The sequence below is a fragment of the Aeromonas sp. R10-2 genome, from assembly GCF_040908445.1.
Lineage (GTDB): Bacteria > Pseudomonadota > Gammaproteobacteria > Enterobacterales > Aeromonadaceae > Aeromonas > Aeromonas veronii.
On sequence record NZ_JBFODS010000034.1, the window covers coordinates 59,171 to 84,633 of the forward strand.

Annotated in this window: 22 protein-coding genes; 15 read left to right on the top strand and 7 right to left on the bottom strand. The window is 59.3% G+C overall.

The window, feature by feature from the left end; all coding sequences use genetic code 11:
• Positions 1-220: 220 nt before the first annotated feature.
• Positions 221-1,378 (bottom strand): porin, encoded by a 1,158-nt coding sequence (locus AB5Y97_RS08130; protein WP_368157520.1) that lies wholly within the window; start codon positions 1,376-1,378, stop codon positions 221-223.
• Positions 1,379-1,774: 396 nt separating this feature from the next.
• Between AB5Y97_RS08130 and dinG the strand changes: the two genes are divergently transcribed.
• The 3 genes from dinG to AB5Y97_RS08145 all read left to right on the top strand — a co-directional run bounded on the left by dinG (position 1,775) and on the right by AB5Y97_RS08145 (position 5,727).
• On the top strand, positions 1,775-3,847 hold the full coding sequence (dinG, locus tag AB5Y97_RS08135) for an ATP-dependent DNA helicase DinG (protein WP_368157522.1): 2,073 nt from the start codon (positions 1,775-1,777) through the stop codon (positions 3,845-3,847).
• Positions 3,848-3,989: 142 nt separating this feature from the next.
• A complete protein-coding gene (locus tag AB5Y97_RS08140; RefSeq protein WP_201986107.1) occupies positions 3,990-4,649 on the top strand; it encodes a DUF2057 domain-containing protein in 660 nt (219 codons plus the stop codon).
• A 181-nt stretch (positions 4,650-4,830) separates the two neighbouring features.
• Positions 4,831-5,727: a histone deacetylase gene (locus AB5Y97_RS08145; protein WP_368157524.1), complete on the top strand. Its 897-nt coding sequence runs from the start codon at positions 4,831-4,833 to the stop codon at positions 5,725-5,727.
• 156 nt (positions 5,728-5,883) lie between these two features.
• On the opposite strand, the gene ylqF is transcribed toward AB5Y97_RS08145, so the two are convergent.
• Complete coding sequence (gene ylqF / locus AB5Y97_RS08150; RefSeq protein WP_005334061.1) at positions 5,884-6,834, bottom strand: ribosome biogenesis GTPase YlqF; 951 nt, start codon at positions 6,832-6,834, stop codon at positions 5,884-5,886.
• A gap of 323 nt (positions 6,835-7,157) precedes the next feature.
• On the opposite strand from ylqF, the gene AB5Y97_RS08155 reads away from it, so the two are divergent.
• The 8 genes from AB5Y97_RS08155 (at position 7,158) to AB5Y97_RS08190 (ending at position 15,835) form a co-directional block, all read left to right on the top strand.
• Complete coding sequence (locus AB5Y97_RS08155) at positions 7,158-8,555, top strand: alkaline phosphatase (RefSeq protein WP_113738708.1); 1,398 nt, start codon at positions 7,158-7,160, stop codon at positions 8,553-8,555.
• Positions 8,556-8,566: 11 nt separating this feature from the next.
• Entirely contained in the window at positions 8,567-9,958 is a 1,392-nt protein-coding gene (locus tag AB5Y97_RS08160) for an alkaline phosphatase (protein ID WP_368157526.1), read from the top strand.
• 72 nt (positions 9,959-10,030) lie between these two features.
• The gene (locus AB5Y97_RS08165; RefSeq protein ID WP_319919612.1) at positions 10,031-10,717 is read left to right on the top strand and encodes a hypothetical protein; all 687 of its coding nucleotides are present in this window, start codon (positions 10,031-10,033) and stop codon (positions 10,715-10,717) included.
• A gap of 82 nt (positions 10,718-10,799) precedes the next feature.
• Entirely contained in the window at positions 10,800-11,537 is a 738-nt protein-coding gene (locus tag AB5Y97_RS08170) for a substrate-binding periplasmic protein (protein WP_368157622.1), read from the top strand.
• 245 nt (positions 11,538-11,782) lie between these two features.
• Positions 11,783-12,178 carry a nucleoside diphosphate kinase regulator gene (rnk, locus tag AB5Y97_RS08175; protein WP_005334070.1) on the top strand — a complete coding sequence of 132 codons (396 nt, stop codon included), beginning with the start codon at positions 11,783-11,785 and terminating at the stop codon, positions 12,176-12,178.
• 193 nt (positions 12,179-12,371) lie between these two features.
• Complete coding sequence (gene uhpA, locus AB5Y97_RS08180) at positions 12,372-12,962, top strand: transcriptional regulator UhpA (RefSeq protein ID WP_005334071.1); 591 nt, start codon at positions 12,372-12,374, stop codon at positions 12,960-12,962.
• Entirely contained in the window at positions 12,959-14,479 is a 1,521-nt protein-coding gene (gene uhpB, locus AB5Y97_RS08185; protein WP_368157528.1) for a signal transduction histidine-protein kinase/phosphatase UhpB, read from the top strand. Before uhpA ends, uhpB begins: the two co-directional genes overlap by 4 nt.
• 21 nt (positions 14,480-14,500) lie before the next feature.
• On the top strand, positions 14,501-15,835 hold the full coding sequence (locus tag AB5Y97_RS08190) for an MFS transporter (protein ID WP_368157530.1): 1,335 nt from the start codon (positions 14,501-14,503) through the stop codon (positions 15,833-15,835).
• A 92-nt stretch (positions 15,836-15,927) separates the two neighbouring features.
• Here the strand turns inward: AB5Y97_RS08190 and AB5Y97_RS08195 are convergent, their stop codons facing one another.
• Positions 15,928-17,061: a GGDEF domain-containing protein gene (locus tag AB5Y97_RS08195; RefSeq protein ID WP_368157532.1), complete on the bottom strand. Its 1,134-nt coding sequence runs from the start codon at positions 17,059-17,061 to the stop codon at positions 15,928-15,930.
• A gap of 520 nt (positions 17,062-17,581) precedes the next feature.
• Here AB5Y97_RS08195 and AB5Y97_RS08200 point away from each other — a divergent pair.
• From AB5Y97_RS08200 to AB5Y97_RS08210, 3 genes are all read left to right on the top strand, one after another.
• Positions 17,582-18,382: a transporter substrate-binding domain-containing protein gene (locus AB5Y97_RS08200; RefSeq protein WP_005334079.1), complete on the top strand. Its 801-nt coding sequence runs from the start codon at positions 17,582-17,584 to the stop codon at positions 18,380-18,382.
• 99 nt (positions 18,383-18,481) lie between these two features.
• Complete coding sequence (locus tag AB5Y97_RS08205) at positions 18,482-19,441, top strand: amino acid ABC transporter permease (protein ID WP_213389104.1); 960 nt, start codon at positions 18,482-18,484, stop codon at positions 19,439-19,441.
• Positions 19,442-19,512: 71 nt separating this feature from the next.
• On the top strand, positions 19,513-20,256 hold the full coding sequence (locus AB5Y97_RS08210; RefSeq protein ID WP_368157534.1) for an amino acid ABC transporter ATP-binding protein: 744 nt from the start codon (positions 19,513-19,515) through the stop codon (positions 20,254-20,256).
• Between the two features lie 120 nt (positions 20,257-20,376).
• Here AB5Y97_RS08210 and AB5Y97_RS08215 read toward each other — a convergent pair whose 3' ends face one another.
• Entirely contained in the window at positions 20,377-21,168 is a 792-nt protein-coding gene (locus AB5Y97_RS08215) for an ABC transporter substrate-binding protein (RefSeq protein ID WP_075113818.1), read from the bottom strand.
• Positions 21,169-21,337: 169 nt separating this feature from the next.
• Between AB5Y97_RS08215 and AB5Y97_RS08220 the strand changes: the two genes are divergently transcribed.
• Positions 21,338-22,177, top strand: a complete 840-nt coding sequence (locus tag AB5Y97_RS08220) for a sterol desaturase family protein (protein ID WP_368157537.1) — start codon at positions 21,338-21,340, stop codon at positions 22,175-22,177.
• Positions 22,178-22,289: 112 nt separating this feature from the next.
• Here AB5Y97_RS08220 and AB5Y97_RS08225 read toward each other — a convergent pair whose 3' ends face one another.
• From AB5Y97_RS08225 to AB5Y97_RS08235, 3 genes are all read right to left on the bottom strand, one after another.
• On the bottom strand, positions 22,290-23,705 hold the full coding sequence (locus tag AB5Y97_RS08225; protein ID WP_368157539.1) for a basic amino acid/polyamine antiporter: 1,416 nt from the start codon (positions 23,703-23,705) through the stop codon (positions 22,290-22,292).
• A gap of 9 nt (positions 23,706-23,714) precedes the next feature.
• Positions 23,715-24,617 carry a homocysteine S-methyltransferase family protein gene (locus AB5Y97_RS08230; RefSeq protein ID WP_274160372.1) on the bottom strand — a complete coding sequence of 301 codons (903 nt, stop codon included), beginning with the start codon at positions 24,615-24,617 and terminating at the stop codon, positions 23,715-23,717.
• Between the two features lie 293 nt (positions 24,618-24,910).
• Positions 24,911-25,453 (bottom strand): hypothetical protein, encoded by a 543-nt coding sequence (locus tag AB5Y97_RS08235; RefSeq protein ID WP_206876211.1) that lies wholly within the window; start codon positions 25,451-25,453, stop codon positions 24,911-24,913.
• Positions 25,454-25,463 lie beyond the last annotated feature (10 nt).

Here is a 25,463-nt window from a genome sequence, read left to right on the forward strand (position 1 = left end):
AAACACCGGTTTGAGGCCGGAGTCAGGTGATAACTAGATCTGTACAAATTAACCGAGACTGGCAATCTGCCAACTATCACTAGAAATTACAATCCGGCGATTCACCAGAACTCCGTTACGCAATAGCAATGCCGCCAAAAAGAAAATGGCCGAGATATCATCTCGGCCATTCGTAGCTTGGTCAAAGACTCAAGCCAGGATATTACTCATGTGCAACTTATTAGAAGTTGTACTGCATACCGAATTCCCACTGGTCATCTTTCTCGCCAGCGCTTTCGATTGCGTAGTTAGCATAAGACTTGATGTTGGAAGTGAAAGCATACTCAACACCCAGAATCACACGGTCAAAGATCTCGACATCGTTGGTTGTACCGGCAACACTGTGAACATTGGTACCCTTCGCATCCAGCTTGTTGTAACCAGCCAGCAGTTTCCAGGAGTCGACGGTGTAAGAACCAGCCAGTTCAAAGCCTTTCGCTTTGATCTCTTGGCCACCATCGAAGCCTTTCAGCTTGGATTCGTTATACATGGCGCCGAAATAGAAGGCATCAAAGGCGTAAGAAGTACCGATCGCCCAATCATCCTTGCTCTTCAGGTCAGTAATGGTTGGTATAGCAGCGTTCTTACGACCCAGATTGGTACCGCGCTCGAAATCCTTGTTCTCCATGCTCACGCCGAAGCCAAAGCCGTTGTCCATGTTGTAACCGGCACCGACAGCATAACCGCCTTCCAGGCCTTTCTTGTTACCATCAGTCACACCTGGAGCGGTGCTTGCGGACAAAGAGCTAGCCAGCAATTCGGCACCGAAGCTGTCCATGTCGCTGTTTTTGCTGATATAGGAAGCATTGAAGAAAGCACCGTTCCACTCACCACGGTAGATAATCTGACCTTCTTGACGACCATCGTTTACGCTGGCAACGTTACCCAGCTCTTCAAAGATATCGGCACGATCCTGAACACCCCATTTGGATGCAGTATCGGTCTGACCAAACATGAACTTACCGTATTGAGTACCATCAAAACCGGCCCATACATGACGTGCAGTCAGTGAATCTTGGCCACTGTTTTCTGAGCTGATTTCCCACTCGCCTTGAGCAATCGCAGACCAAGTGTTGTTCAGCGCAACTTTACCCTGCATACCGGTACGAGCGTAGGTGTAAACCTCACCTTTAGTTGTGGTGTCGCTCTTCTTGTAGTAGTAGTCATTGCTGCCATTTGCATTTTGAGTCAGGTCAGCTTTATTAGCTTCACCTTGATAAGCAGCGTGAACACGTCCATAGACGTCAAATTTGGTACCATCTTTGTCATATACGGTAGCTGCGTTGGCTGCGGAAGCAAACAGAGCCGGGATAGCAATTGCCAGAATTGTCTTTTTCATAGTTTCCAATGCCTACTGTAAGTTAAACACTAAGTCGTTGTTATTCCCTGTGTTAGCGATGTTCTTTGCATCACTATGCCGCCGAGACTAGCACCGGATTTTTTGAACCGCAATGAAAAAACTTGGAACTTTTTATGGAAATCATGGTCCCCAAGATGAAAATGTGATGCACATCTCACTTGAGGTTCGGTAGGCGGAAAAACGTTTGCAACCAATCCTGCTGATTATTTGGACTCAAATAGTCTATTTTGCATGCAAACAACGCTAACTACCTGATAAACAACCAAAGTGGTCTGAACAGCGTAAAACTGCCGTGATAATGGCAGTTGCCTCGACCTCACCAAGGGGTTGCGGGTATCCTTGTCCTTCGATTAACACCTAACTGGCCTTCTCTTCATGCTCTCTACTCGCCTTAAAGCCACCATTCGTCAAACCTATCGCCAGATTTCGGATGGATTACCCGGTTTTGTGCCGCGCAAAGAGCAGAACTTTCTGGTGGCAGAGATAGCCAAAACCCTGACCGGCGAGTACGACAAACAGCGCCGTATTCTGGTTGCCGAAGCAGGAACCGGTATCGGCAAATCTCTTTCTTATGCGCAGGGTGCCATCCCGGTGGCGCGGCTCACCCAGAAGAAGCTGGTGATCTCCACCGCCACCGTGGCCCTGCAAGAGCAGCTGATCCACAAAGACCTCCCTTTTTACCACAGCCACAGCGAGCTGCCGTTTCGCTTTATGCTGGTCAAGGGGCGGCAGCGTTACTGCTGCGAACATCTGCTGGAACAGGCAGCCAGTGGCGCCGAGATGGCCAACTTCGAGCTCGACTTTGGCAATCTGAGCAAATCCAAACCATCTGACAGCGACAAAGATCGCTACCTGGCCCTGTGGCAGGCCTACACCAATGGCAAATGGGACGGGGATCGGGACAACTGGCCAGAGCCCATTCCCGACACTTGCTGGGATCGCATCGCCGCCGACCGCCACACCTGCAACAAGGCGCTGAGCCATCACCAGCACTGCCCCTTTCATCGCGCCCGCAACGACATGGAGAGCGCCGATGTGCTGGTGGTGAACCATGCGCTACTGCTCTCCGATCTCACCATGGGCGGCGGCATCATTCTGCCCCCCCCCGATGAGTGTATCTATGTGCTGGATGAGGCCCATCACCTGCCCACCATCGCCCGGGATCACGGCGCTGCGTCGGCCAGCGTCAAAGGCTCCCGCCGCTGGCTGGAGAAGCTGGTACAAAGTGCAGGCAAGCTGGCGCGGACGCTTAATAAAGAGAGCCTGCTCGACCCCCAACTCAAACTGCAGGATGCACTGGCCTCCATCCAGCCCGATCTGAAGGCGGTCGAGCAGTGGCTCAGCGCCAACGATCGGCTGTTTGGCACAGACCCCCACTACCGCTTCGCCGAAGGGGTATTGCCGGATCCCCTGCCCATGCTGGCGGAGAATCTCAAGGAGTCGAGCAAGAAGGCGCTGCGGGCGCTGGATCGGATGCAGGGAGCAATCGGTGAAGCGCTGAAAGATGGCGAGATCCGCCGCAAGGAGGCCGAACCCCTGCTGGCCGAGAGCGGTTTTCATCTGCAGCGGCTGGAGAGTTTCTGCGCCCTCTGGGAGATGCTGGGGCGCCATGTTCCGACCGGCAAAACCCCGCTCGCCCGCTGGATGGCCAAGAGCGATGACGGCGATATCTGGCTGCACGCCTCACCGATTGAGGTAGGCTATTTGCTGGAGGAGTGGCTCTGGTCGAAATGTCTGGGAGCCGTACTGGTCTCCGCAACCCTCACAGCACTCTCTTCCTTTAGTTATTTTCGCCATCAGGTGGGGCTCAAGGAGCACGACGGTACCCGCTATCTGCGCCTGCGCTCCCCCTTTGATTATCAGAAAGCCGAGCTCTATCTGCCCAAGATGGAGCACGAACCCAACTCGCCGGCCTTTACCAACGAACTCATCAGCGTGCTGCCACGTATTCTTGCGGGCAAGGAGGCGAGTCTGGTGCTCTTCTCCTCCTACCGCCAGATGAATGAGGTGGCTGTTGGCTTGCGAGCCAAGGGACTATCACTGCTGGTGCAGGGGGAAGCCTCCCGCAATGCCCTGCTCACCCTGCACAAACAAAAGTGCGATGGCGGTCAGGCCAGCATTCTGTTTGGTACCGGCAGCTTCTCGGAGGGGCTGGATCTGCCGGGTCACTACCTTACCAATCTGGTCATCACCAAACTCCCCTTTGCGGTGCCCAACTCACCGGTCGAGGAGGCTACCGCCGAATGGGTAGAGCAGCGAGGGGGGAACCCGTTTCTGCAACTGACGGTGCCAGAAGCATCGCGCAAACTGATCCAGGCCTGTGGCCGCCTCATCCGCAAAGAGGCAGATCGGGGGCGGGTTACCATTCTTGACCGACGTCTGCTGACCAAACGTTATGGCAAGGGGTTGCTCGACGCCCTCCCCCCGTTTACACGGCGGATCGAATAAATAAGTCGGTCGCTATTGATAAACAAACTGACAGCAGTGCGAACATCGACCACCAGAAAGAGCCATTGCCGCAGTAGGCCAAACCTGTAAAAATAAGCCCCTGTTTTCAGTGGGCAATCGCCTGACTGTTCAAGGAGATGAAATGAAACTGACTGTTCTGGTACCGGCGCTGGCTGGTCTGTTGTGGGCCGGTAGCGCCCTTGCTGATGCCCAATTGGAAGTGACCACCCCGTATGTCGTCCAGCTGATCGATGGTCAAGCAATTAATCCCTCATTACTCGATAACACCAAAAAGTTTCCACTTAGCGTTGGTAAACATCAGCTCGTGGTTGCATTTGAAGGCAATTATTCTAATCGAGACGAAATCAAGCTGGTGACCGCCGAGCCGCTGGTGCTGAACTTCACCGCCGCCGACAACCAGCAACTGGTGCTGGACTATAAAAAGCCCCGCAACGAAGCAGAAGCCAAACAGTTCCTGAAGGATCAGAAAGTCACGCTGAAAGACAAGGTCACAGGCCAGCAAGTGAGCAGCGAACAGTTCGTGATGCCGAAAGTAGAAGGCTTCCAGCTGACCCGTGACTATCAGCAAGAGCTGATCAACATGGGTAAAGCCTTCAACCAGCCCAAAGCGGTTGCCGTCTCCTCTGCTGCCGTGATGGCTGCCGCCAGCGCACCGGTTCAGGTTGCCCCCAGCAAGGCTCAAAGCAATCCGGAAGCCCTGACCCAGTTGCAAAACTGGTACAACAAGGCAGATGCTGAAACCCGCAAAGCCTTCCAGATCTGGGTTATCCAGCAGCAATAAGCCGGGCTGGGATATTGACTGAAAGGGGAGCCAAGCTCCCCTTTTCCATATCCTGCGGTCTCACTCACGACGCGTCTTGATTTATGCGCTGCAACTTCCCCTTTATATAGGGATTACATATATGGATTCATCTGCAGATTTCATATATAGAAAGCGCCACCTTGCCAGGGAGAATGGCACTATGTCGTTGCGCATTTTCTATCACCCCCTCTACTCCTCCCTGACGCTACCCGAGCGCCATCGCTTCCCGCTGGCCAAGTATCAAGGGCTGTTTGAACGCCTGCAGGTGCAGGGTTACCCCCTTGGCGAAGCGCCCGCCGCTACCCGGGAGCAAATCTGTCGCATTCACGATGCCGATTATGTCGCGGCGGCCCTGAGCGGCCAGCTGGAAGATCGTGCCATCCGCAAGATCGGTTTTCCCTGGTCACCCATGCTGATGGAGCGCACCTTGCGCTCGGTGGGTGCCACTATTGCCGCCAGCCGCCATGCTCTTGAGCAGGGATGCGGCTTGCAGATCTCCGGTGGCTACCACCACGCCCATCGGGATCACGGCAGCGGTTTTTGTCTGTTCAACGATCTGGTGATTGCCGCCCAGGCTTGCCTCGACGAGGGGCGCTGTGAACAGGTGCTGATCATCGATCTCGATGTGCATCAGGGAGATGGCAGTGCGGCCCTTTGCGCCGGGCGGCGCGACATCATCACCCTCTCCCTCCATGGGGAGCACAACTTTCCCCATCACAAAGCCACCTCTCACCTCGACTCTCCGCTGCCAAGCGGCATGGCAGACGATGCCTATCTCACCACACTGCAACAGGCACTCTCGCTGGCACTGCGCCTCTATTCGCCGGATCTCATCCTCTATCAGGCAGGCGTCGATGTGCATCATGCTGACGAGCTTGGCTATCTCTCCCTGAGCGATGAAGGGGTTCGCCTGCGCGATGCCATGGTATTTGACTGTGCAATCCAGCATGGGTTGCCTGTCGCCGCTGTGCCCGGTGGCGGCTATCGCCGCGACTGGCAACAGCTGATCCCGCTTCATATGTCGCTGTTTGAGACAGCGCGCCACCGTTTTGGTTGATGACATGGCTTTATAGCGCGGACACGCCATGAGAAGTGGGCGGCATTTCACCAGATAAGACAGAAGAGGCGACCCTGGGGTCGCCTCTTCGTGTTTCGTCATCTCGGTCACACAAGCTCGCTCGTTGTCAGGCAAGCTCGGGACGCCTGAGGATGACTATTTCTGACGCTTGCGGGCGTACTTGCGACGGGCGCGGGCCTGACGCTCCTCTTCCCGCTCGGCCTTCTCTTTGGCTTTTTGCTCGGCTTCAGCGGCGGCTTCGACAATCTCGACGCTCACCATCTCCGGCGTCTCCAGCGAGATGCGGCCAAGCAAACCGGAGCGGAACTCGTTGATCAGGATCTCGGACGCCTTGTGCAGGTCGGCCAGCCCCCCTTTGCGCATAAACGCTCGCTGGCGGGCGATCATCTCCAGCAGCTCGATCTCGGTCTCGGGCAGCTCGTCAATCTGGTAGCGCGCCTTGATCCGCTCCGGATAGGCCTTGATGAAGTAATCGGCGGCGAACATGGCGATATCGGCATAGTCGAACACCGTGTCCTTGATGGCCGCGGTGATGGCCAGACGATAACCGCAGGAGGGCGGATTGAGCTTGGGCCAGAGAAAACCCGGGGTATCGGTCAGGATAACGTTGTTATCCAGCTTGATCCGCTGCTGGGACTTGGTCACCCCCGCCTCGTTGCCGGTACGGGCGATGATGCGCCCCGCCAGGGTATTGATCAGAGTAGACTTGCCCACGTTGGGGATCCCCATGATCATCGCCCGCACGCCGCGCAGCTCAAAATTGCGCTCCGGCAGCATCTCATGGCAGAGGGTCAGCAGTTGCTTGATCTTCTCCGGCTCTTGTTGTGTCAACGGCAGCGCCTTGATCCCCTTCTCTTTTTCCATGTGCGCCACCCACAGATCGGTGATCGCCGGATCGGCCAGATCCGCCTTGTTCAGCACCTTTATCACCGGGGTATCACCACGCAGCTCGGGCACCAGCGGGTTCTCGCTGGAGAAGGGGATGCGGGCATCGAGCATCTCGATGATCACATCGACCTGGGGCATGACCTCGGCAATCTCTTTGCGGGCCTTGTGCATGTGACCGGGGAACCAGTTGATGGACATATCCGTTACTCTCTGTGGGGGCTGCGGGCGCGCGCATGAAACAACAGGCACTTTGCCGCGGGCATCGAACGAAGGGGGCGCATTTTACCTGCTGCGAGCCTCTTTTGACAGGTCATTCTAACCATCACCTCATCAAATCAACAAACCGCCGAGGCGGAGTAACCTTGCCGGAAGCGACCGGACCAACCGGCTCAATTGATAGATAACACTTTGATATAGTGTAACATTTTCATCACTTTTTCACACAACCGTCACCGATAGTCAGTAAAAGTGTCATCTGCCCCCTCTAGGCTGCGCTCAGGTTTTACAAGGAGCGAACCCCAATGAGAAAAATGGCAGGACTTGCAGTGATGATCGGCGCCGCCCTGGCTGCCGGCTGCAAATCAGACAATGACACGGTGGCGACCAAGCCCGCAACCCAACCCACCAACGTCATCTTCTTCCTCGGTGACGGCATGGGCCTCAACACCCTGACGGCGGCCCGCATCTACGGTGTCGGCGAAGAGGGTGATCTCACCATCGATACCCTGCCAGAGACGGCCTTTATCAAGACCTTCTCCCACGATGCCCAGGTCACTGACTCGGCCCCCTCCATGGCGGCCTACATGACCGGGGTCAAGAGCAACAACGGCGTCATCAGCATGGACGGCGACGCCACCTATGAGAGCGACTGCAGCAAGAGCGCCGGCAAGCCGGTGACCACCCTGCTGGAGCTGGCCAAAGCCGATGGCCGCGGTACCGGCGTGGTGACCAGTACCCGGGTGACCCACGCCACCCCGGCAGCAACCTATGCCCATATCTGCAACCGGGATCTGGAAGCGGATATCGCCGTCCAGCTGGTACCAGGCGGCAAAGGCTACAACAGCGCCCTCAAGGAGGGGTTGGATGTGGTGCTCGGTGGCGGCAGCAGTTTCTTCCTGCCCAAAGCCGACAAGGGCAAGCGGGAGGATGGCCGCAACCTCATCAGCGAAATGCAGGCCAAGGGCTACCAGTTTGCCAGCAATCTGGATGAGCTGAACAAGGCCGATGCGGGCAAGCCTCTGCTGGGTCTGTTTGGTTCCAGTCACATGAAATATGACCTGGACCGCCCTGCCAGCGAGCCGTCACTGGCCCAGATGACCCTGGCTGCCATCAAGCAGCTCAAGGGCAAGGAGAAGGGTTACTTCCTGATGGTGGAAGGGGGTCGCATCGACCACGCCCTGCACGACACCAACGCCAAGCGGGCGCTGCAGGACACCATAGCCTTCGACAACGCCATCAAGGCCGCCATCGACGAGGTGAAAAAGAGCGACCCCGAGCTGAAAAACACCCTGATTGTGGTCACCGCCGACCACGACCACACGCTAGTGCTCAACGGCTATGCCAAGCGCACCGGCAAAACCACCGCCGACAACCCCGGCGTACTCGGGCTGGTGAAGAACTACGAGACTGGCGAGCCAAGCAAGGATAGCGAGGGCATGCCCTACACCATCATAGGTTTTGGCAACGGCTACAACCGGGTGGATGGCCCGCGCAGCAGCGTCGCCCCGCTCGACGATGCCACCGTATCCGCCAATGACTACCACCAGGAAGTGGTGGTCAAGGTGGGCGAGATCGGCAACGAGACCCACGGCGGCACAGATGTATTCCTCGGCGCCATCGGCAAGGGGGCTGACAGCTTCCATGGCTCACTCGATAACACCGCCGTGTTCGGCAAGATCAAGGCTGCGGCCAAGCTGTAAGGAGCACTTTCATGAGCAAACAGATGAACACATCCATCAAGCACACGCTGGTCTGCGCCGCCCTGTTCAGTGCGCTGGGCGCAACCTCCCAGGCACAGGCCGGTGATGCCAAAAACGTCATTCTCTTTATCGGTGATGGCATGGGGCCTACCGTGCTCACCGCCACCCGCCTGTTCAAGGTGGGAGAAGATGGCAATCTGGAGATGATGAAACTACCGCGCAGTGCCCGCATCAAGACCTTCTCCAACGATGCCCAGACCACCGACTCAGCCCCCTCCATGGCGGCCTACACCACCGGGGTCAAGATGAACAACGAGGTGATCGCCATGAGCAGCGACACCAAAGCCGTCGCCCCCGGCAAAGACGTCAATGGCAACAAAACCGTCAACAATTGCAACAGCGATAACGGCAAGCCGGTGCCCACCATCCTGGAGCTGGCCAAGGCGGCAGGCAAATCGGTCGGGGCCGTCACCACCACCGAGCTGACCCACGCGACCCCGGCGGCTACCTACGCCCACATCTGCCATCGGGATGCCGCTTATGACATCGCCGCACAAGCTGTTCCGGGAGGAACTGGTTTCAACCAGGCACTGGGGGATGGGGTCGATGTGCTGATGGGCGGTGGTGCCAACCACTGGACCCCCTACAGCGCCAGCAACAAGGGCGGTCGCAATGACAACCGCGACCTGACCGCCGAGATGAAGGCGCAGGGATACAGCTATGTCACCACCCAAAGTGAACTGGCCAAGGTCACCAGCGGCAAGGTGCTCGGTCTGTTCAGCAGCAAATCCCACTTGGACTACGAGCTGGATCGGGTCGCCAAAGGGGCTGCCAATACCCAGCCGTCCCTCTCCGAAATGACCGCCAAGGCGATCGACCTGCTGAGCAAGAACAGTCAGGGTTACTTCCTGATGGTAGAAGGCGGCCGGATCGATCATGCCCTGCACGGCACCAACGCCAAGCGCTCGCTCACCGACGCGGTGGCTCTGGATGAGGCGGTCAAGACGGCGCTGGGTAAAGTGGATCTCAACAATACCCTGATCGTGGTCACCGCCGACCATGACCATACCATGACCATTAACGGCTACTCCGCCAAGGGCAATCCGGTGCTCGACCTGGTTAAAAATGGCGATGGCTCGACCCAGAACGATGTGGATGGCAAGCCCTTCACCACCCTGGTGTTCGGTAACGGCCCCAACCGCCCCGATGTGCGCCCGGTCCTCACCAGCGATCAGGTGATGGCCAATGACTACCTGCAGGAGACCGGCGTCAAACTGACATCGGAAACCCACGGCGGCGGCGATGTGATGCTGTTTGCCGATGGCGCCGGTAGCAACCGCTTCAAAGGCACTCTGGATAACACCAAGGTGTTTGGCAAACTGCGGGAGGCGCTCGGCCTGTAAGCAGCAGGGGCCCGGGTGCATCTGAGCAATCGACTCAGCGGCCCGGGCCCCGGCTCTTTCGAGCGACAGATGATGATGCGACTTTTGCTTTCGTTATGGCTGCTTGGCAGCACCCTCACCTTTCCCCTGCATGCTGACGACACGCCCCCGGATCTCGCCGCCCGGATCAGCTATCACGACCGGAACACCGGCAGCGATGGCATCGCCAGAGAGAGTGTCTGGCAAGAGAAGTGGCTGCGCGTGGGCAATCAGGTGTGGAGCCAGCGGCTCATACCCCTCCCCCTTGCCCGTGCCTATCACGCCACTCACGACGCCACCCCCGGCCACAAGCACTTTACCCACCAGATGGCGGCCCGCTGGGTCAGCCGCAGTGATGAGGGTGAACTTCTGCTGCGCTATGCCGACAGCTGGCACAACCAGCTGGTTGAAGTGCCGGTGGAAGAGTATGGCCAGGTGGCCTTCAAGCCCGACTGGCTGCGGATCCGCCATCTCGTCAACCCGGTGCTGATCGAGGGGATGACTCCACTGGATGAGGCCGCCCCCGAGCAGGCCCGCTGGTATGAAAAGCGCGAAGGGCAGCAACGAACCCGCATTCTCTGGTCGAGTCAGTGGCAAATCCCGCTGGTGGTCGAGTCGGCCAGCCTCGATGGCTATCGCAGCTACCGGATGGAGGTAACCCTGCGCAAGCTGCCTGCTCAGCTCCCCTGGCAGCAACTCGCTGATTACGAAGTGCGCGATCTGCGGGATTTCTTCGACTGAGATCCCAACCCCTCAGCGGGCACAACGACAACGCAGGCAGGAATGTTACACTCTGCATATTCGACTCTGGCTCACGACCTTGATGCGCGCTCTCTGCCTGCCCTTTTTTGCCCTGCTGTTATTGCTGGTGAACACCGGTGCCCAGGCTATTGTGCTGGTGGCGGCCGAGTTGCCCCCCTATGTCATACGTTCCCAGCAGGGGGCTCCAAGCGGCATGGCCATCGAGGTCATGGAAGAGGCCGCCCGGCGCTTAAAAGAACCGCTCACTATCGAGTTGATGCCGCTGGCCCGAGCCCTCATCGAAGTGACCCACCGCAAGGATGTACTGCTGATCCCGCCAGTGCGGAGCTCTCGACGAGAGCACCTCTTTTATTGGGTAGCACCAATAATCGACGAGGAATTTGTTATCGTCAGCGATCGCCGCTTTCATCCTGTTCCAATCAAAGCCGGTGAGCTGTCCACCCTCAAGGTCGGTACTCTGCGCCACTCTTTCGGCCAACATTTACTCAAACAAAGACTCAATCTGACCAGTCAAACTGTCGCCACCGAAGAACTCAATGCGCACAAACTACAACGAGGGCGTATCGATGCATGGGTAGCAGCCTGGAACGCTATTCTCTACAACCAACAGCAAGAAGGATTTTCTACTGGGCAACTTGTTCGTGGTGAAACCCTGATGCGCACCCAGTTATTTATTGCCGCTCACAAAGAGTTCCCCTTCACCGAAGGGCGTCGCTGGCAAGCCGTGATAGACGAGATGCGCCGTGATGGCTCGCTCACGCGGATCATCCGTCAGTACAACTATCAGGTTCCTGAGTAGTCACTCAATCACGGTTGCCAAGGCCGGCCAGAATGGTTATGGTAGGCCTATGAAAATACTCGCTATTTCCTCGCATTTGCTCACACCCTGCTGAGCCCCCGCCTCGCTCCTTCGGCCGCGAGTCGCTTGGGGGCATGGCATTTTCAATCGATTGAACCTGTTGAATCCATTTTTGTAACACCCAGTGTGATGGCCAACCTGCACCCGCCGGTATGGGCCTATCCGCTATTGATAAGGAATATCTTATGAAACAACCTCATCTGGTTATCTCCAGCCTTGATCTGGACCGTATCGAACAACTGCTTGGCAACCACCCGCAGCATCTGGCCCTGCAAGAGGAGCTGGACCGCGCCGAGATCCGCGAACCGGCCGACATGCCGCCGGACGTAGTCACCATGAACAGCAAGGTGCGCTTCAAGATGCAGAGCAGCGGCAACGAGTTCTGCCTCACCCTGGTCTACCCGCGCGATGCCAAGGGCGACGAGAGCAATATCTCGGTACTGGCGCCGGTGGGCAGCGCCCTGCTCGGTCTGAAAGTGGGCGACAGCATCGCCTGGCCGGGCCCGGCCGGTCGCACCATCGAGGTCGAAATTCTGGAAGTGGTCTATCAGCCGGAGCGCGCCGGCGAGCTGCACCGCTGAGTCCCACGGGCTGGTCATCCCCCTGTTGATCAGCCCGCTTGCTCGCCCTTGCCAGCTGATCCCGATCAAGCTTTGCGCACCTTGCCCCCCGGTTTTTAGCCCCTTTTCCTGCTGCTGCTTGAGCCTGACTCGGGGGGCAGGTATCTTGTTGGCCGCGTCATGGTCATGACGCACCGAATTTCAGGCTGACATCATGATAAAAATTGCCCTCATCGACGATCACCAGATCGTCCGATCCGGTTTTGCCCAACTGCTCAATCTGGAACCAGACCTGCAGGTGGTCGCCGAATTCGGCTCCGCCAGCGATGCCCTTGCCGGCCTGCCCGGTAGCGGGGCGCGCGTCTGCGTCTGCGACATCTCGATGCCCGACCAGTCGGGGCTGGATCTACTCAAGCAGCTCCCCTCCGGCCTTGCGGTAGTGATGCTCTCGGTGCATGACAGCCCCGCCCTCATCGAGCAGGCGCTGCAAACCGGTGCCAAGGGATTTCTCTCCAAGCGGTGCAGTCCGGACGAGCTGATCGCCGCGGTGCGTACCGCCGCCCAGGGGGGGTGTTATCTGACGCCGGACATCGCCCAGAAACTGGCCAGCAGCAGCCGGGATCCCCTCACCAATCGGGAGCGGGAGATTGCCCAGTTGCTGGCACAGGGGCTGGAGGTGAAAGCCATCGCCGAGCAGCTTGGCCTCTCCCCCAAGACGGTTCACGTCCATCGCGCCAACCTGATGGACAAGCTCAAGGTCAGCAACAACGTCGAGCTGGCCCACCGCATGCTGGATAGCTGGTGATCTCCCGTCTTGCCAGCTATGTCGCCATCGCGCTGGCGGCCTGCTTCATCTTTGCCGCCGGCTGGTTTTGCCTCTGGAGCATCAGCCTGCATCTGGCGGGTGGCCCAGCGCTGGCGGTGCTGCTGTTCCCCTTCGGCCTACGCCTCGGGTTGCTGCTGCAAAGTCCCGGCCACTACTGGCCGCCGCTGTTGCTGTGCGAAGGGCTGCTGCTCTACTGGCTCAATCTGGAAGTGGGGCTGCCCCACTGGCCTTGGCTGGTCGCGGGCAGTCTGCTGACACTGCTACCGCTGCTGATTGCCCGTCGCCAGCAGGTGCGCAACGACTGGCAGCAACTGTTGCTGCTGCTCGCCACCGTCACGGCGGCGGCGCTGCTGCAAGCCCTGCTCTGGCATCTGGCCGGGGAAGATGGCCTCTCGGCCCTGCTGCTCAGCCTGACCGGTGGGCTGACGCTGACCTCCACCTGCATGCTGATCTGGCACTACCTCACCCGCGCCACCTGGGTGCCGCTCGGCCCTGCGCTGGTGGATCAGCCGGTAGAGTGGCGCTTTCGCCATCTGGTCTGGTATCTGCTGTTGTTCGTGCTGAGTCTCTGGCTGCAACTGGGGTTGCCCAACTCGCTGGTGCGCTTTACCCCGTTTTGTCTCGCCATCCCCATCATCGCCATGGCGTGGCGCTACGGCTGGCAAGGGGCACTGCTCGCCACCCTGATGAACACCATCGCCCTGCTGGCCAGTCAGGCCTGGCACGATCACCCCCTCGATCTGCTGCTCTCCCTGCTGGCCCAGAGTCTCACTGGCCTGCTGCTGGGTGCCGGGATCCAGCGCCAGCGCGAACTCAATCAGGCGCTGACGCGCCAGCTCGCCCACAATCGCCAGCTCACCGAGCGGCTGCTGGAGACCGAGGAGAGCATCCGCAAGGAGGTGGCGCGCGAGCTGCACGACGACATCGGCCAGACCATCACAGCCATTCGTACCCAGGCAGGTATCGTGCGCCGCCTTGCCCCCGATAATGCCGGGGTGGGCCAGAGCAGCGCCCTGATCGACACACTATCGCTCGGGATCTATGACGCTGTGCGCGGTCTGCTCGGGCGGCTGCGCCCGCGCCAGCTCGACGACATGACCCTGGAACAGGCGGTACGGGCACTGCTCAGAGAGCTGGAGCTGGAGCGTCACGGCATCGTCACCCGTCTGGAGTGGCAGCTGGCGGATGGGGATCTCTCCGATGCCCAGCGGGTCACCCTGTTTCGGGTCTGTCAGGAGGGGCTCAACAACGTGGTCAAACATGCCAACGCCCACTCGGTCACCATTCGCGCCCGTGCCAGCGGCGAGCAGCTGCAACTGGTGCTGGAAGATGATGGCCGCGGTCTGCCGGAAAGCCGACCGCAACAGGGCTATGGCCTGCTCGGCATTCGCGAGCGGGTACAGGCCCTCGGGGGCAGTCTGCAACTCTCCTGCATCCACGGCACCCAGTTGACGGTCAACCTGCCCAGTCGCAGACGGGAGGAGAGTCATGGCTAATCACCACCAGAGGGCCTGCCTGTGCTGAGTTTGATGAGAAGCGCGCCGCCCCGGCCCCTTATCCGGGATCAGGCCGAGATCGATGCCACCTATCGCCACTGGCGGCTGCATCTGCTGCTGACCATGTATCTGGGCTACGCGGTCTTCTACTTCACCCGCAAGAGCTTCAACTTCGCCATGCCGGACATGCTGGCGAGCGGCATGCTGGACAAGTCCGACATCGGCATGCTCTGGACCCTGTTCTACATCACCTACGGCTGCTCCAAGTTCTTCTCCGGCATCATCAGTGACCGCGCCAACCCGCGCTACTTTATGGGTGTCGGACTGATGGCCACCGGCGTTATCAACATACTGTTCGGCCTCTCGTCGGCACTCTGGATGTTTGCCGCCCTCTGGGTCGCCAACGCCTTCTTCCAAGGTTGGGGGTGGCCCCCCTGCTCCAAGCTGCTCACAAGCTGGTATTCGCGCACCGAGCGCGGCGTCTGGTGGTCGGCCTGGAACACCGCCCACAACGTCGGCGGCGCGCTCATTCCCCTTATCGTCAGCACCATCGCCCTGCAACATGGCTGGCGCTACGGCATGATAGTGCCCGGCCTTATCGCCATCATCGCGGGGTTATTCCTCTGCTGGCGACTGCGGGATACCCCGAGCGCCATGGGATTGCCAACAGTGGGCGAGTGGCGCAAGGATGCCATGGAGCTGGCCCAGCAGACCCAGGATGCGGGGCTCTCCCACCGCCAGATCCTGCGCAAATATGTGCTGGGCAACCCCTATATCTGGCTGCTCGCCTGCTGTTACGTGCTGGTCTATGTGGTGCGCACCGCCATCAATGACTGGGGCAATCTCTACATGACCGAGCAGCGCGGCTTCAATCTGATGAGCGCCAACTCGGCCATCTCCATGTTCGAGGTAGGGGGCTTTATCGGCGCTCTGGTGGCGGGTTGGGGATCGGACAAGCTGTTCAACGGCAACCGTGGCCCGATGAACCTCATCTTTGCGGTGGGGATCCTGCTGGCGGTGGGGTCGCTCTGGCTGATGCCCTTCTTCAGCTATGTGATGCAGGCGGCCTGCTTCTTTACCATCGGCTTTTTCGTGTTTGGCCCCCAGATGCTGATCGGCATGGCGGCGGCGGAGTGCTCCCACAAGAATTCGGCGGGAGCGGCCACCGGCTTTGTCGGTCTCTTTGCTTACATGGGGGCGGCGCTGTCGGGCTATCCGCTGGCCAAAGTGATGGAGATCTGGCACTGGAACGGCTTCTTCGTGGTGATCTCGGTAGCGGCGGGCGTCTCGGCCCTGCTGCTGCTCCCCTTCCTCAAGGCGCAGGCACCGAGAACAGCTCAAGCGGCGTCAGAGTAACGGACGGCAGCTGACAAGCTATATCCGGCAAGCAAAAACGGACAGGGCGCGGATCACCGCGCCCTGATTTTATTCCTGAACCTATTCCTGCATCAGGCAGCCTGACAGACCCGGTTTTTTCCTTCCCGCTTGGCCCGATAGAGAGCGTCATCCGCACGGCTGAACAGGCTGTCAAAGTGCCACTCCCCCAGCCAGTGAGCAACACCCATGCTGACGGTGATATGGATCCCCTCCACCTCGCTGGCCGCAAGCTGAACCCGCAGTGACTGGCACCGGGCGATCGCCTCCTCTGCGGTGGCATAGCGAAACAGCAGCACAAACTCCTCTCCCCCAAAGCGACTGGCCAATACTCCCTCCAGCTCGCGCAGTGCCAACCCGACCCGCTCCAGCACCCGATCCCCCACCTCATGACCATGCCGATCGTTGATCTGCTTGAAGTCATCCAGATCGAGCACCACCAGCGCCCCCTGTTGTGCCTGCCGTCCCCGGGCCAGACGCTCCATAAAACCACGGCGATTGAACAAGCCGGTCAGCGGGTCATGACTGGCCTGATAGCGCAGCTCCAGCGCACGGTGCTGGTTGCAGAGCAGCAGCACCCCGAAGGTGAGCATGGAGCTACCCACCAGCATGGAGACATAGGGCAACACGTTGAACAGCTGACGCTGGAACGGGCTTTCGATCACCTCGCCCCACACGGTAAACATCCGCATCAGGGTCATGGCGATCAGCACCAGATTGAGGCCAATCAGCACCCATACCGCCACCTGATAATCGGGTCGACCGTGCCGCCAGAGCTGCCAGATGATGAGCGTACTGAGCACGATGAAGGTGGCGCTGCTGATCATCACCCGTACCGCAATCCGGCCATCGATGGCGACCGACCAGGTCATGACGGCGGCAAACAGCAGGATGAATCCCCAGCAGACAGGCCAGCCCGGCGATTGCCGGAAGAAACAGCGTTGGGCGACCAGCAATAACGACACATGAAAAATCAGGAAGACATTGCCCACCCAGGAGCCATAGGGGGTGGGTGTCAACAGCAGGCTGGCAAATCCCGCCTGACCCAACATGGCAAACAGACTGGACCACCACCAGACCCCGACGCCGGGAATATCGTTGTGGGTAACGCGAATGATGGTGAGAGTGAGGAAACCGAGACAATAGCCACACAAGGCCATGATCATCAAGGTAAAAATATCCAGCTTAAGCAGTAGTGAGGCGTCCATACCAAAGCCATGCAGAGAGGGTAACTGAGTATATGAGAAGCGTTTGCCAAGACCCAGTGCGACTTGATGGTTTTCACAATAAAGCCCGTTCGTTTGCTGACAAACAGAGCAATGCGTGTGATATCCCACCAATGCGTATTCGTATTAACCCCATAAAAAGCCTCTTACGGAGCCCAACAACACAATAAGAGCCGCAAGCGGCGCCCTGACTTTGTAACAAAATGTCTTGGGGATAATTTGGGCTTGAACCCACTCAATTAGATAGATATGTTGTTTTCGTGTGATTTTATGAATGAAGCCATGAGCAATAAATGTCTCTAACCTGTTGAGTCTTCTGACACAATCTGTTTTTGGTACATTTTTCACTCAACCACTATTCATAGCATCTCATATGGGGCTTTTGTCCCGCACAAGACATTCATCCTGTCTTGCCTGTTGCCGGATGCAGCAGTCTCTTGTGCCACGGAGTCGCACGGGATCAGGTTCAAGGCCGAACACACCACCGACAGAGACGTCACTTATGATCAAAAAACTGATTCTTTCTACCCTGCTGTTTTGCGGGATCGCCACGGCGGCCCCGACCCCTGCCCCCACCTCCACCCTGGATGCCGTGCTTGAACGCGGCGTGCTGCGAGTCGGCTTCGACGCCGGCTATCAACCCTTCGAGATGACCAACAAGCAGGGCCAGTACATCGGCTTTGACGTGGATCTCGCCAAGATGGTCGCCAAAGAGATGGGCGTGAAGGTCGAGTTCGTCAACACCGCCTGGGATGGCATCATTCCGGCGCTGCTGACCAACAAGTTCGACGTCATCATGGGCGGCATGACCGTGACTCCCCAGCGCAACCTGCGAGTCAACTTCGCCGATCCTTACATCGTGGTCGGCCAGACCATCGTCCTGCGCAAAGAGAAGGCGGGCGAAATCAAGTCCTTCACCGACCTCAACGACCCGAAATACAAGATCGCGGTCAAGCTCGGCACCACCGGCGAGCAGGCAGTCAAGCGCCTGATCCCCAAAGCCACCCTGCTGCAGTTTGAAACTCAGGATGACGCCAAGCTGGAAGTGATCAACGGCAAGGTCGATGCGTTCGTCTATGACCTGCCCTACAACGCTATTTTCGCCTCCCAGAATCAGGGCGCCGTGGTGCACCTCGACAAGCCGTTCACCTTCGAACCGCTTGCCTGGGCCATCCGCAAAGGAGATCAGGACACCCTCAACTGGTTCAACAACTACCTGCGCCAGATCAAGGGCGATGGCAGCTACGACCGTCTCTACAAGAAGTGGTTCGAATCCAACGCCTGGCTGAATCAGCTCAAATAACCTCCGGGGGGCGGCACATGCCGCCCCTGCACCACGCAGCTCCCCACACAATAACGAGAAGAGGTTGTGACTGTGCACACACCCAAACCGACAAGACAGATGGAAAAACAGCCCAATCAGCTACTCTGGCATGGGGTTTTCCTGCTGATGCTGCTGGTTGCCGTATTCGGCATCTACAAGGCTGTCCAGTCAGTGGATTACACCTGGCGCTGGGAACGCATTCCCCAGTACATCGCCTATCAGGCGGAGCAGAAGAATGTCGCCGAATTTGACGGCACCGTGATGGCGGGCACCAGCGAGGCCGAGAAGGGCAAGCTGTTCCTGCAAGACGATCTCGACCCCAATGTACGGCAAGCCATCGCCAGTACCGGCGTACAAGTCGCCGAAGGGGATACCGTTTTTCGTGGCGATACCCTCGACACCCAACTGAGCTGGACCGCAGGCCCCATCGCCTGGGGCGTCTGGGTCACCGTCAAGCTCTCGCTGGTAGCAGGCATCTTCGCCATCCTGCTCGGCACCCTGGCCGGGCTGGCGCGCCTCTCCCCCAATCCCGCCCTGCGCAATCTGGCGGTCACCTACGTTGAGCTCATCCGCGGCACGCCGCTGCTGGTGCAGATCTTCATCGTCTACTTCTTTATCGGCACCGTGCTGAACCTCGACCGCTTCACCGCCGGGGTTGCCGCGCTGGCGGTCTTTACCGGCGCCTATGTGGCGGAGATCGTCCGCGCCGGTATCAGCTCCATCCACAAGGGGCAGATGGAGGCGGGCCGCAGCCTGGGTATGACCTCGGCCCAGACCATGCGCTATGTCATCCTGCCGCAGGCGTTCAAGCGGGTGCTGCCGCCGCTGGCGGGCCAATTCATCAACCTCATCAAGGACTCCTCGCTAGTCTCGGTCATCTCCATCACCGATCTGACCAAGGCGGGGCGCGAGGTGGTGAGCTCCACCTTCAGCCCGTTCGAGGTATGGTTCACCGTGGCCCTGCTCTATCTGGTGCTGACCGGCACCCTCTCTTTCCTGGTACGCCGTCTGGAGGTGAAATATGCGCGCAGCAACTGATCCCATCATCAAGGTGCAACAGGCTGCCGGCACCCCATTCGCCTTACCGATTCGTCTTCTGGAGGCGAAATATGCGTACAGCAACTGATCCCATCATCAAGGCAACCGGCGTGGAGAAGTTCTACGGCACCGAGGTGCACGCGCTGAAAAACGTCAGCACCCAGGTGGCCGAAGGGGAAGTGGTGGTGATCGTCGGCCCCAGCGGCTCGGGCAAATCGACCTTTCTGCGCACCCTCAACCAGCTGGAGACCATCAACGACGGCAATATCGTGGTCGACGGCATCTGCCTGACCGAGCCGGGCGATGTCAACAAGCTGCGGGAAGAGGTGGGCATGGTGTTCCAATCCTTCAACCTCTTTCCCCACCTGACGGTGCTGGATAACATCTGCCTCGCTCCGCAGAAGGTGCGTGGCCTGTCGCGCCGTGAGGCCGAAGACAGAGCCAAGGCACTGCTGCTGAAAGTGGGGCTGTCGGTGAAAGCGGCCAGCTATCCCTCCCAACTCTCCGGCGGTCAGCAACAGCGGGTGGCCATTGCCCGGGCACTCGCCATGCAGCCACGCATCATGCTGTTTGACGAGCCCACCAGTGCGCTCGACCCCGAAATGGTGGGGGAAGTGCTGGATGTGATGAAGGGGCTGGCCCGCGAAGGGATGACCATGGTGGTGGTGACCCACGAGATGGGCTTTGCCCGGGAAGTGGCGGATCGGGTGCTCTTTATGGAGAGTGGCGAGCTGCTGGTGGATGAGAAACCTGCCGACTTCTTCGACAATCCCCCCTCCCCGCGCCTGCGCCAGTTCCTCAGTCAGGTGCTGTAGCAACCACAAAACAGTGGATAGACGAAGAGGGACCCAGGGTCCCTCTTCTTGTTCTTCATGCTGGTTGTTCTTCATGCAGGAGCCCCCCATCCGCTGAACCCGAGTCCCCCTCTCATCGGCTCAGCGCGGGGACTTTCCCAGATAGCGCTCCACGATGACCCTCACCCCGTCACGTTTCTTGAGCAGGTAAAGCTCCTTGTCAAACTGCTCGATAAAGGCCTGCTTGTAGGGGAACTCCCCCTTGCGGCTGTAACCGAGAAACCCCTGCTCCTTGCTGAGCACGGGGCCCTGCTTGAGCAGGGACATATCGGTCACCGCCAGTTGCGATCCCTGTATCATTTTGAACAGTTCATAGAGCAGCGAGATACGGTCATTGACGGTGCAGTCGATACGGCCACGCACTATCTTGAGCAGATTTTCCCGATTGCTTTTCACCTCCTCCACATCGATCTGCTTCTCTTTCACTGCCTGCCAGAAGAGATCGCCTCCCACGGTGAAACCGGCATTGATACCGAAGCGAAGACCGCTGTAGTCATCAGGAAACCGTGCCTGCGGGGTATTGGCTGCCACACTGGCGCCGCACATCACTACCAGCTCTTCATCGAGTATCGGCTGGGAGTAGGGCCAGATATAGGGGCGAGCATCGGGCAGATAGTAGGGAGGAAAAATGGCAAACGCACTGCCCCGCTCCACCAGGCTCAGGCCGCGGCGCCAGGGCATGGGCTTGAGCACCACCTCATAGTCACTCATGGCGGCGGTCACCTCGCGGATGATGTCGGCATAGATCCCCCTGACCTCCTCCCCCTCCTGCCAGGAGTAGGGCGGATAGGCGGCATCCGCCAGGATCTCGACCCGGGTCTTGGCGTGCGCCATCATGCACAACCCCAGCAACAAGCAACACCAGACACGCATAAGCCAGATCCTCCTGAACAAGCCTGCATCAAGCATAGCCATCCGCCGTGCCTTCCTCTGCGGTTGCAGCACCCTCTTTTTCGCTATCTCTACGCCGACGAAAAATGTTAATGAATTATTAAAGCCATCCTTTATGCTGGAGAGCAATTGCTCTGAATGGATGGCCGCTATGGATGTGCAACTGCTTCTGCTCTACCTCTCCCCGATTTTTCTGGCCTTTGTCGGCTGGGAGATGCTCTACCTGCGCAAACATGGCGCCGCCTTCCCCACCGCCACCTACCAGTGGCGAGACTTGTTCGCCAATGCCGCACTGGCCCTGATGCACCAGGGGGGCGATGCGCTGGCGGCCATCGCCATCGCTTATCTGTATGACACCCTCTGGGGCTGGCGACTGTTCGATATCGAGCTGAACTTCTGGAGCGTATTGCTGCTGTTCCTATTGCAGGATCTCTGTTACTGGCTGTTCCACTTCACCAGCCACCATGTGCGCTGGCTGTGGGCCTCCCATGTGGTGCATCACAGCTCGGAGCGACTCAACCTCTCCACCGCCTTTCGCCAGAGCCTGATGTACCCAATCTCCGGCATGTGGCTGTTCTGGATCCCGATGATTGTCATCGGCTTCCCGCCCGAGGCGGTGGTCGCCACCGTGCTGCTCAGCCTGGGCTTCCAGTTCTTCGTCCACACCCAGGTGGTGGGCAAACTCGGCTGGCTGGAGTGGATCTTCAACACCCCCTCCCACCACAGGGTGCACCACGCCAGCAATGCCAAGTACATAGACCGCAACTTCGCCGGGGTGCTGATCATCTGGGATCGGCTGTTCGGCACCTTTGTCGAGGAGGACCCGGCCGAGCCGTGCCGCTTTGGCATCACCAAACCGATCCACAGCTTCAATCCCCTCACCCTCACCTTCCACGAGTGGCGCAACATGCTGCGTGACGCCCGAGGCCTGCCCTGGCGACAAAAGCTCGCCGTGCTGTTTGGCAAACCGGCCGGGCCAGCCAGCCGTTGAGCCCTCGCCCCAAATAACAAAGTCCGGATAGCAAGTCCCTGATAACCAGTCCCTGATAACAAATAGAGCGCCACTATGGCGCTCTATTTTATCGTCAATCACATCTTCGATCTCAGAGATGGGCGAACGACCAGACGGCGGGGATCAAGCTCAGCAAGGTCACTCCAGCCAGCCATCGCTCGCGGCCGCTCAGGCGCAGATCCGCCCCCAGCTGACGGCGGCTGTAGAGAAACAGCAGCAGACCCGGCCCGTAGAGCAGCAAGGAGAGCAGCAGATACTCCACCCCAGCGGCATAGAGCAGCCAGAAGCCGTAACCGCTCGACACCAGCGCCACCGCCCGCATCAGGCTCTGGCCCTGCCCGCTCTCACCCTTATTGCTGAACGAAAGCTTGAGCAAAAACAGCCCGATCAACAGGTAGGGCACCAAAATCATCGAGGTCGATATAAGCAGCAGACTGGTGTAGCCCTTGCCGAGCAGCCACACCAGCAGCAGGCAAGTCTGCACCGTCAAGCTGGTGAGCCAGAGCGATGCGATAGGCGTCCCGTTGCGGTTCTGGCGCCGGAAGATGGCGGGAAACGCGCCGTGGCGGGCCGCGCTGAACGGCACCTCCGCCGAGAAGAGGGTCCAGCTCACGTAGGAGGCAAGCACCGAGACGATCAGGCCGACGCTGATGAGCAGCTTGCCCCAGGATCCGGTCATCTGAGCCATCAGCCCTGCCATGGAGGGGTTGGGCAGCGCCGCCAGCTCGGGCCGACTCAATATTCCGAGCGCCAGCACCGAGATAAGCACATAGAGCAGCAGCGCCAATAGCACCCCAAGCACGGTGGCCGTGCCCACATCCCGCCGGTTTCTGGCGCGGGCCGACAACACCGCGGCCCCCTCGATACCGGTGAAGACCCAGAGGGTGATCAGCATGGTGTTGCGCACCTGCTCGGAGACCGGCACCGCCAGGGTGCTGCCCTGCTGATCCGCCGCGAAGGTGACCGGATCGAACCAGTAGCAGGCAAACAGGATAAACAGCAGCAGCGGCAGGCTTTTGGCCAGGGTCGCCACCAGATTGAACAGCGCCGCCTGCTGCACGCCGCGGGCCACCAGCAGGTGCACAGCCCAGAGGATGCAGGACTCGCCGACAAACGCTGCCAGCGTGTTGCCCTCACCAAACCAGATCTGCTCGGGGGTGTCGATAAAGCTGCCCAGCGCCGCAAAGGCGATCACCAGATAACCCACCACGCCGATGGTGGCGCAAAGCCAGTAGCCCCAGGCAGAGAAGAAGCCCACCAGCTCGCCAAAACCGGCGCGGGCATAGCTGTAGATGCCGCCGTCGAGATCCGGCCTGAGTCGCGACAGATAGAGAAAACTCATGGCGAGCGCCAGGATGCCCACACCCGTCACGCCCCAGCCGATCAGCACGGCGCGGGCGCCTGCCACCTCGGCCATGTTCTGGGGCAGGCTAAAAATCCCCGCCCCCACCATGGAGCTGAACACCAGCGCGGTGAGTGACCAGAGCCCAATCTTGCTCTCTTTCATGGAAGCTCCTTAGCGCAACCGGCGGCTCAGCGCCTGAATATGCTCGGGGCCGATGCCGCAGCAGCCGCCGATGAGGTTCGCACCGGCTGCGCGCCAGCGCTCGGCCCAACCAAGGTAATCCAGCGGCCCCAGATCGGCGCGGATCTCGTCCAGCCCATCATTGGCGGTGGCCTCCTTGGGTTGCGGCGGGAAGGCGTTGGCATAGGCACCGAGGCGAATGTCAGCGCGGCCCAGCGCCTGCAATCGGGCGCTGGCCACCTCGAGGGCCCCCTCAATCACCTCAGGCTGACAGCAGTTGAACAGGATGGCATCGACCCCGGCCGCCACCAGCGCGGTCACCGCATCAGCCACCTGCTCGCCGGAACGTAGTCGCGGCTCGTTGCCCGGCGCCTCATCTTCCAGCGTGAAGGAGACCCAGAACGGCTTGCCATCTTTCGGCAGCAGCGCTTTCAGGGCCAGTGGCTCGGCAATCAGGCTCATGGTCTCGGCCAACCAGATATCCACATAAGGGGATAGCGCCCGGATAAGCGGCGTCGCCAGCTCGCTCACCCGGTCCGCCTTGAACAGGTCGGCACGGTAGGAGCCAAACAGCGGTGGCAGAGAACCCGCCACCTGCACGGCGCCCTTCTGCTCGTCAGCCACCTCACGGGCCAGCTGACCAGCCAGCGCTGCCAACCCCTCCCCGTCGGCAAAGAAACGCTCATCGCCGATATGAAACGGCACCAGCGCATAGCTGTTGGTGGTGATGACCCGGGCACCGCTAGCCACATAGACCTGATGCACGTCACGCACCGTCTCTGGCGCCTCCATCAAGGCCAACGCCGACCATTCGGGCTGACGAAACGGTGCCCCCCGCCGTGCCAGCTCGCGCCCCATGCCCCCATCCAGCACCCACAATTCCCTGGTTTCCATCTGTCGTGTCTCTTAGTTATGTGCGTTGTTTATTTGCGTATTTATCTGTTTGTTTTGTTGATCTGCGGTTTCACATCGAATCGCTGCAGATCGTCCTGCTTCATCCTGTGAAGCCCTTTTATTATGCAGCCATAAAAACCTACGGACGTTTAGATGGCCAAGTCAAGATAAAGCAAAGTCCCACGGGCGGCAATCAGTATCAGCAGAAATCAGCGTGCAAACGGCGAGGCAAACGCAGAAATGCAAGAGGCCACCCGAAGGTGGCCTCATCACAATCTTGATCCGCTGGTAACTTAACGCCCGGCCAGCACTCGCTTGATCTGTTTGACCCAGTCGGAGACCCGACCCTGCTGTGGCAAACCGCGCCAGATCTGCTCCCACTGGGCAGGGCTGAGCGGACGACCGAGGCGACGCTGCACACCCGCATAGAGGTAGTCATGGGCCGTGGTGACCGCATGCTCGGAGGTGAGGAATTTGGAGACCGGATCGGTCAACCGCACATCCCGCATGCCGAGCAGCGGATAGTCGTTGTGCACCGCTGCCAGCATGGTCTCGCGCATGGCGGACTCGATGTAACCACGGGCAAACAGGGCGGTCACCGACTCCAGCGACCCCTGATCCGGGCCGTGGTACTGCTCATCAAAGACCGGGCTCGGCTCGACCATGCCGCTTTGCACCACCGCGTCGGGATCCGGCTGCGGCACCACCACGGCAGGCTTGGGGGCAACCGGCTTGGCTGCCACTGTGGCTTTGCGCGGCGCACTCTGGCTACAGGCACCCAGTGCCAGGGCGAGCGCGACACAGGCCAGCGCACGGGAATGAGACTGCATCTTCATGACTCTTATG

Bases quoted from the DNA above. Each gene is read 5' to 3' on its own strand.
- AB5Y97_RS08130 (WP_368157520.1), bottom strand. From the start codon at position 1,378: ATGAAAAAGACAATTCTGGCAATTGCTATCCCGGCTCTGTTTGCTTCC.
- dinG (WP_368157522.1), top strand. From the start codon at position 1,775: ATGCTCTCTACTCGCCTTAAAGCCACCATTCGTCAAACCTATCGCCAG.
- AB5Y97_RS08140 (WP_201986107.1), top strand. From the start codon at position 3,990: ATGAAACTGACTGTTCTGGTACCGGCGCTGGCTGGTCTGTTGTGGGCC.
- AB5Y97_RS08145 (WP_368157524.1), top strand. From the start codon at position 4,831: ATGTCGTTGCGCATTTTCTATCACCCCCTCTACTCCTCCCTGACGCTA.
- ylqF (WP_005334061.1), bottom strand. From the start codon at position 6,834: ATGTCCATCAACTGGTTCCCCGGTCACATGCACAAGGCCCGCAAAGAG.
- AB5Y97_RS08155 (WP_113738708.1), top strand. From the start codon at position 7,158: ATGAGAAAAATGGCAGGACTTGCAGTGATGATCGGCGCCGCCCTGGCT.
- AB5Y97_RS08160 (WP_368157526.1), top strand. From the start codon at position 8,567: ATGAGCAAACAGATGAACACATCCATCAAGCACACGCTGGTCTGCGCC.
- AB5Y97_RS08165 (WP_319919612.1), top strand. From the start codon at position 10,031: ATGATGCGACTTTTGCTTTCGTTATGGCTGCTTGGCAGCACCCTCACC.
- AB5Y97_RS08170 (WP_368157622.1), top strand. From the start codon at position 10,800: ATGCGCGCTCTCTGCCTGCCCTTTTTTGCCCTGCTGTTATTGCTGGTG.
- rnk (WP_005334070.1), top strand. From the start codon at position 11,783: ATGAAACAACCTCATCTGGTTATCTCCAGCCTTGATCTGGACCGTATC.
- uhpA (WP_005334071.1), top strand. From the start codon at position 12,372: ATGATAAAAATTGCCCTCATCGACGATCACCAGATCGTCCGATCCGGT.
- AB5Y97_RS08195 (WP_368157532.1), bottom strand. From the start codon at position 17,061: ATGGACGCCTCACTACTGCTTAAGCTGGATATTTTTACCTTGATGATC.
- AB5Y97_RS08200 (WP_005334079.1), top strand. From the start codon at position 17,582: ATGATCAAAAAACTGATTCTTTCTACCCTGCTGTTTTGCGGGATCGCC.
- AB5Y97_RS08205 (WP_213389104.1), top strand. From the start codon at position 18,482: ATGGAAAAACAGCCCAATCAGCTACTCTGGCATGGGGTTTTCCTGCTG.
- AB5Y97_RS08210 (WP_368157534.1), top strand. From the start codon at position 19,513: ATGCGTACAGCAACTGATCCCATCATCAAGGCAACCGGCGTGGAGAAG.
- AB5Y97_RS08215 (WP_075113818.1), bottom strand. From the start codon at position 21,168: ATGCGTGTCTGGTGTTGCTTGTTGCTGGGGTTGTGCATGATGGCGCAC.
- AB5Y97_RS08220 (WP_368157537.1), top strand. From the start codon at position 21,338: ATGGATGTGCAACTGCTTCTGCTCTACCTCTCCCCGATTTTTCTGGCC.
- AB5Y97_RS08225 (WP_368157539.1), bottom strand. From the start codon at position 23,705: ATGAAAGAGAGCAAGATTGGGCTCTGGTCACTCACCGCGCTGGTGTTC.
- AB5Y97_RS08230 (WP_274160372.1), bottom strand. From the start codon at position 24,617: ATGGAAACCAGGGAATTGTGGGTGCTGGATGGGGGCATGGGGCGCGAG.
- AB5Y97_RS08235 (WP_206876211.1), bottom strand. From the start codon at position 25,453: ATGAAGATGCAGTCTCATTCCCGTGCGCTGGCCTGTGTCGCGCTCGCC.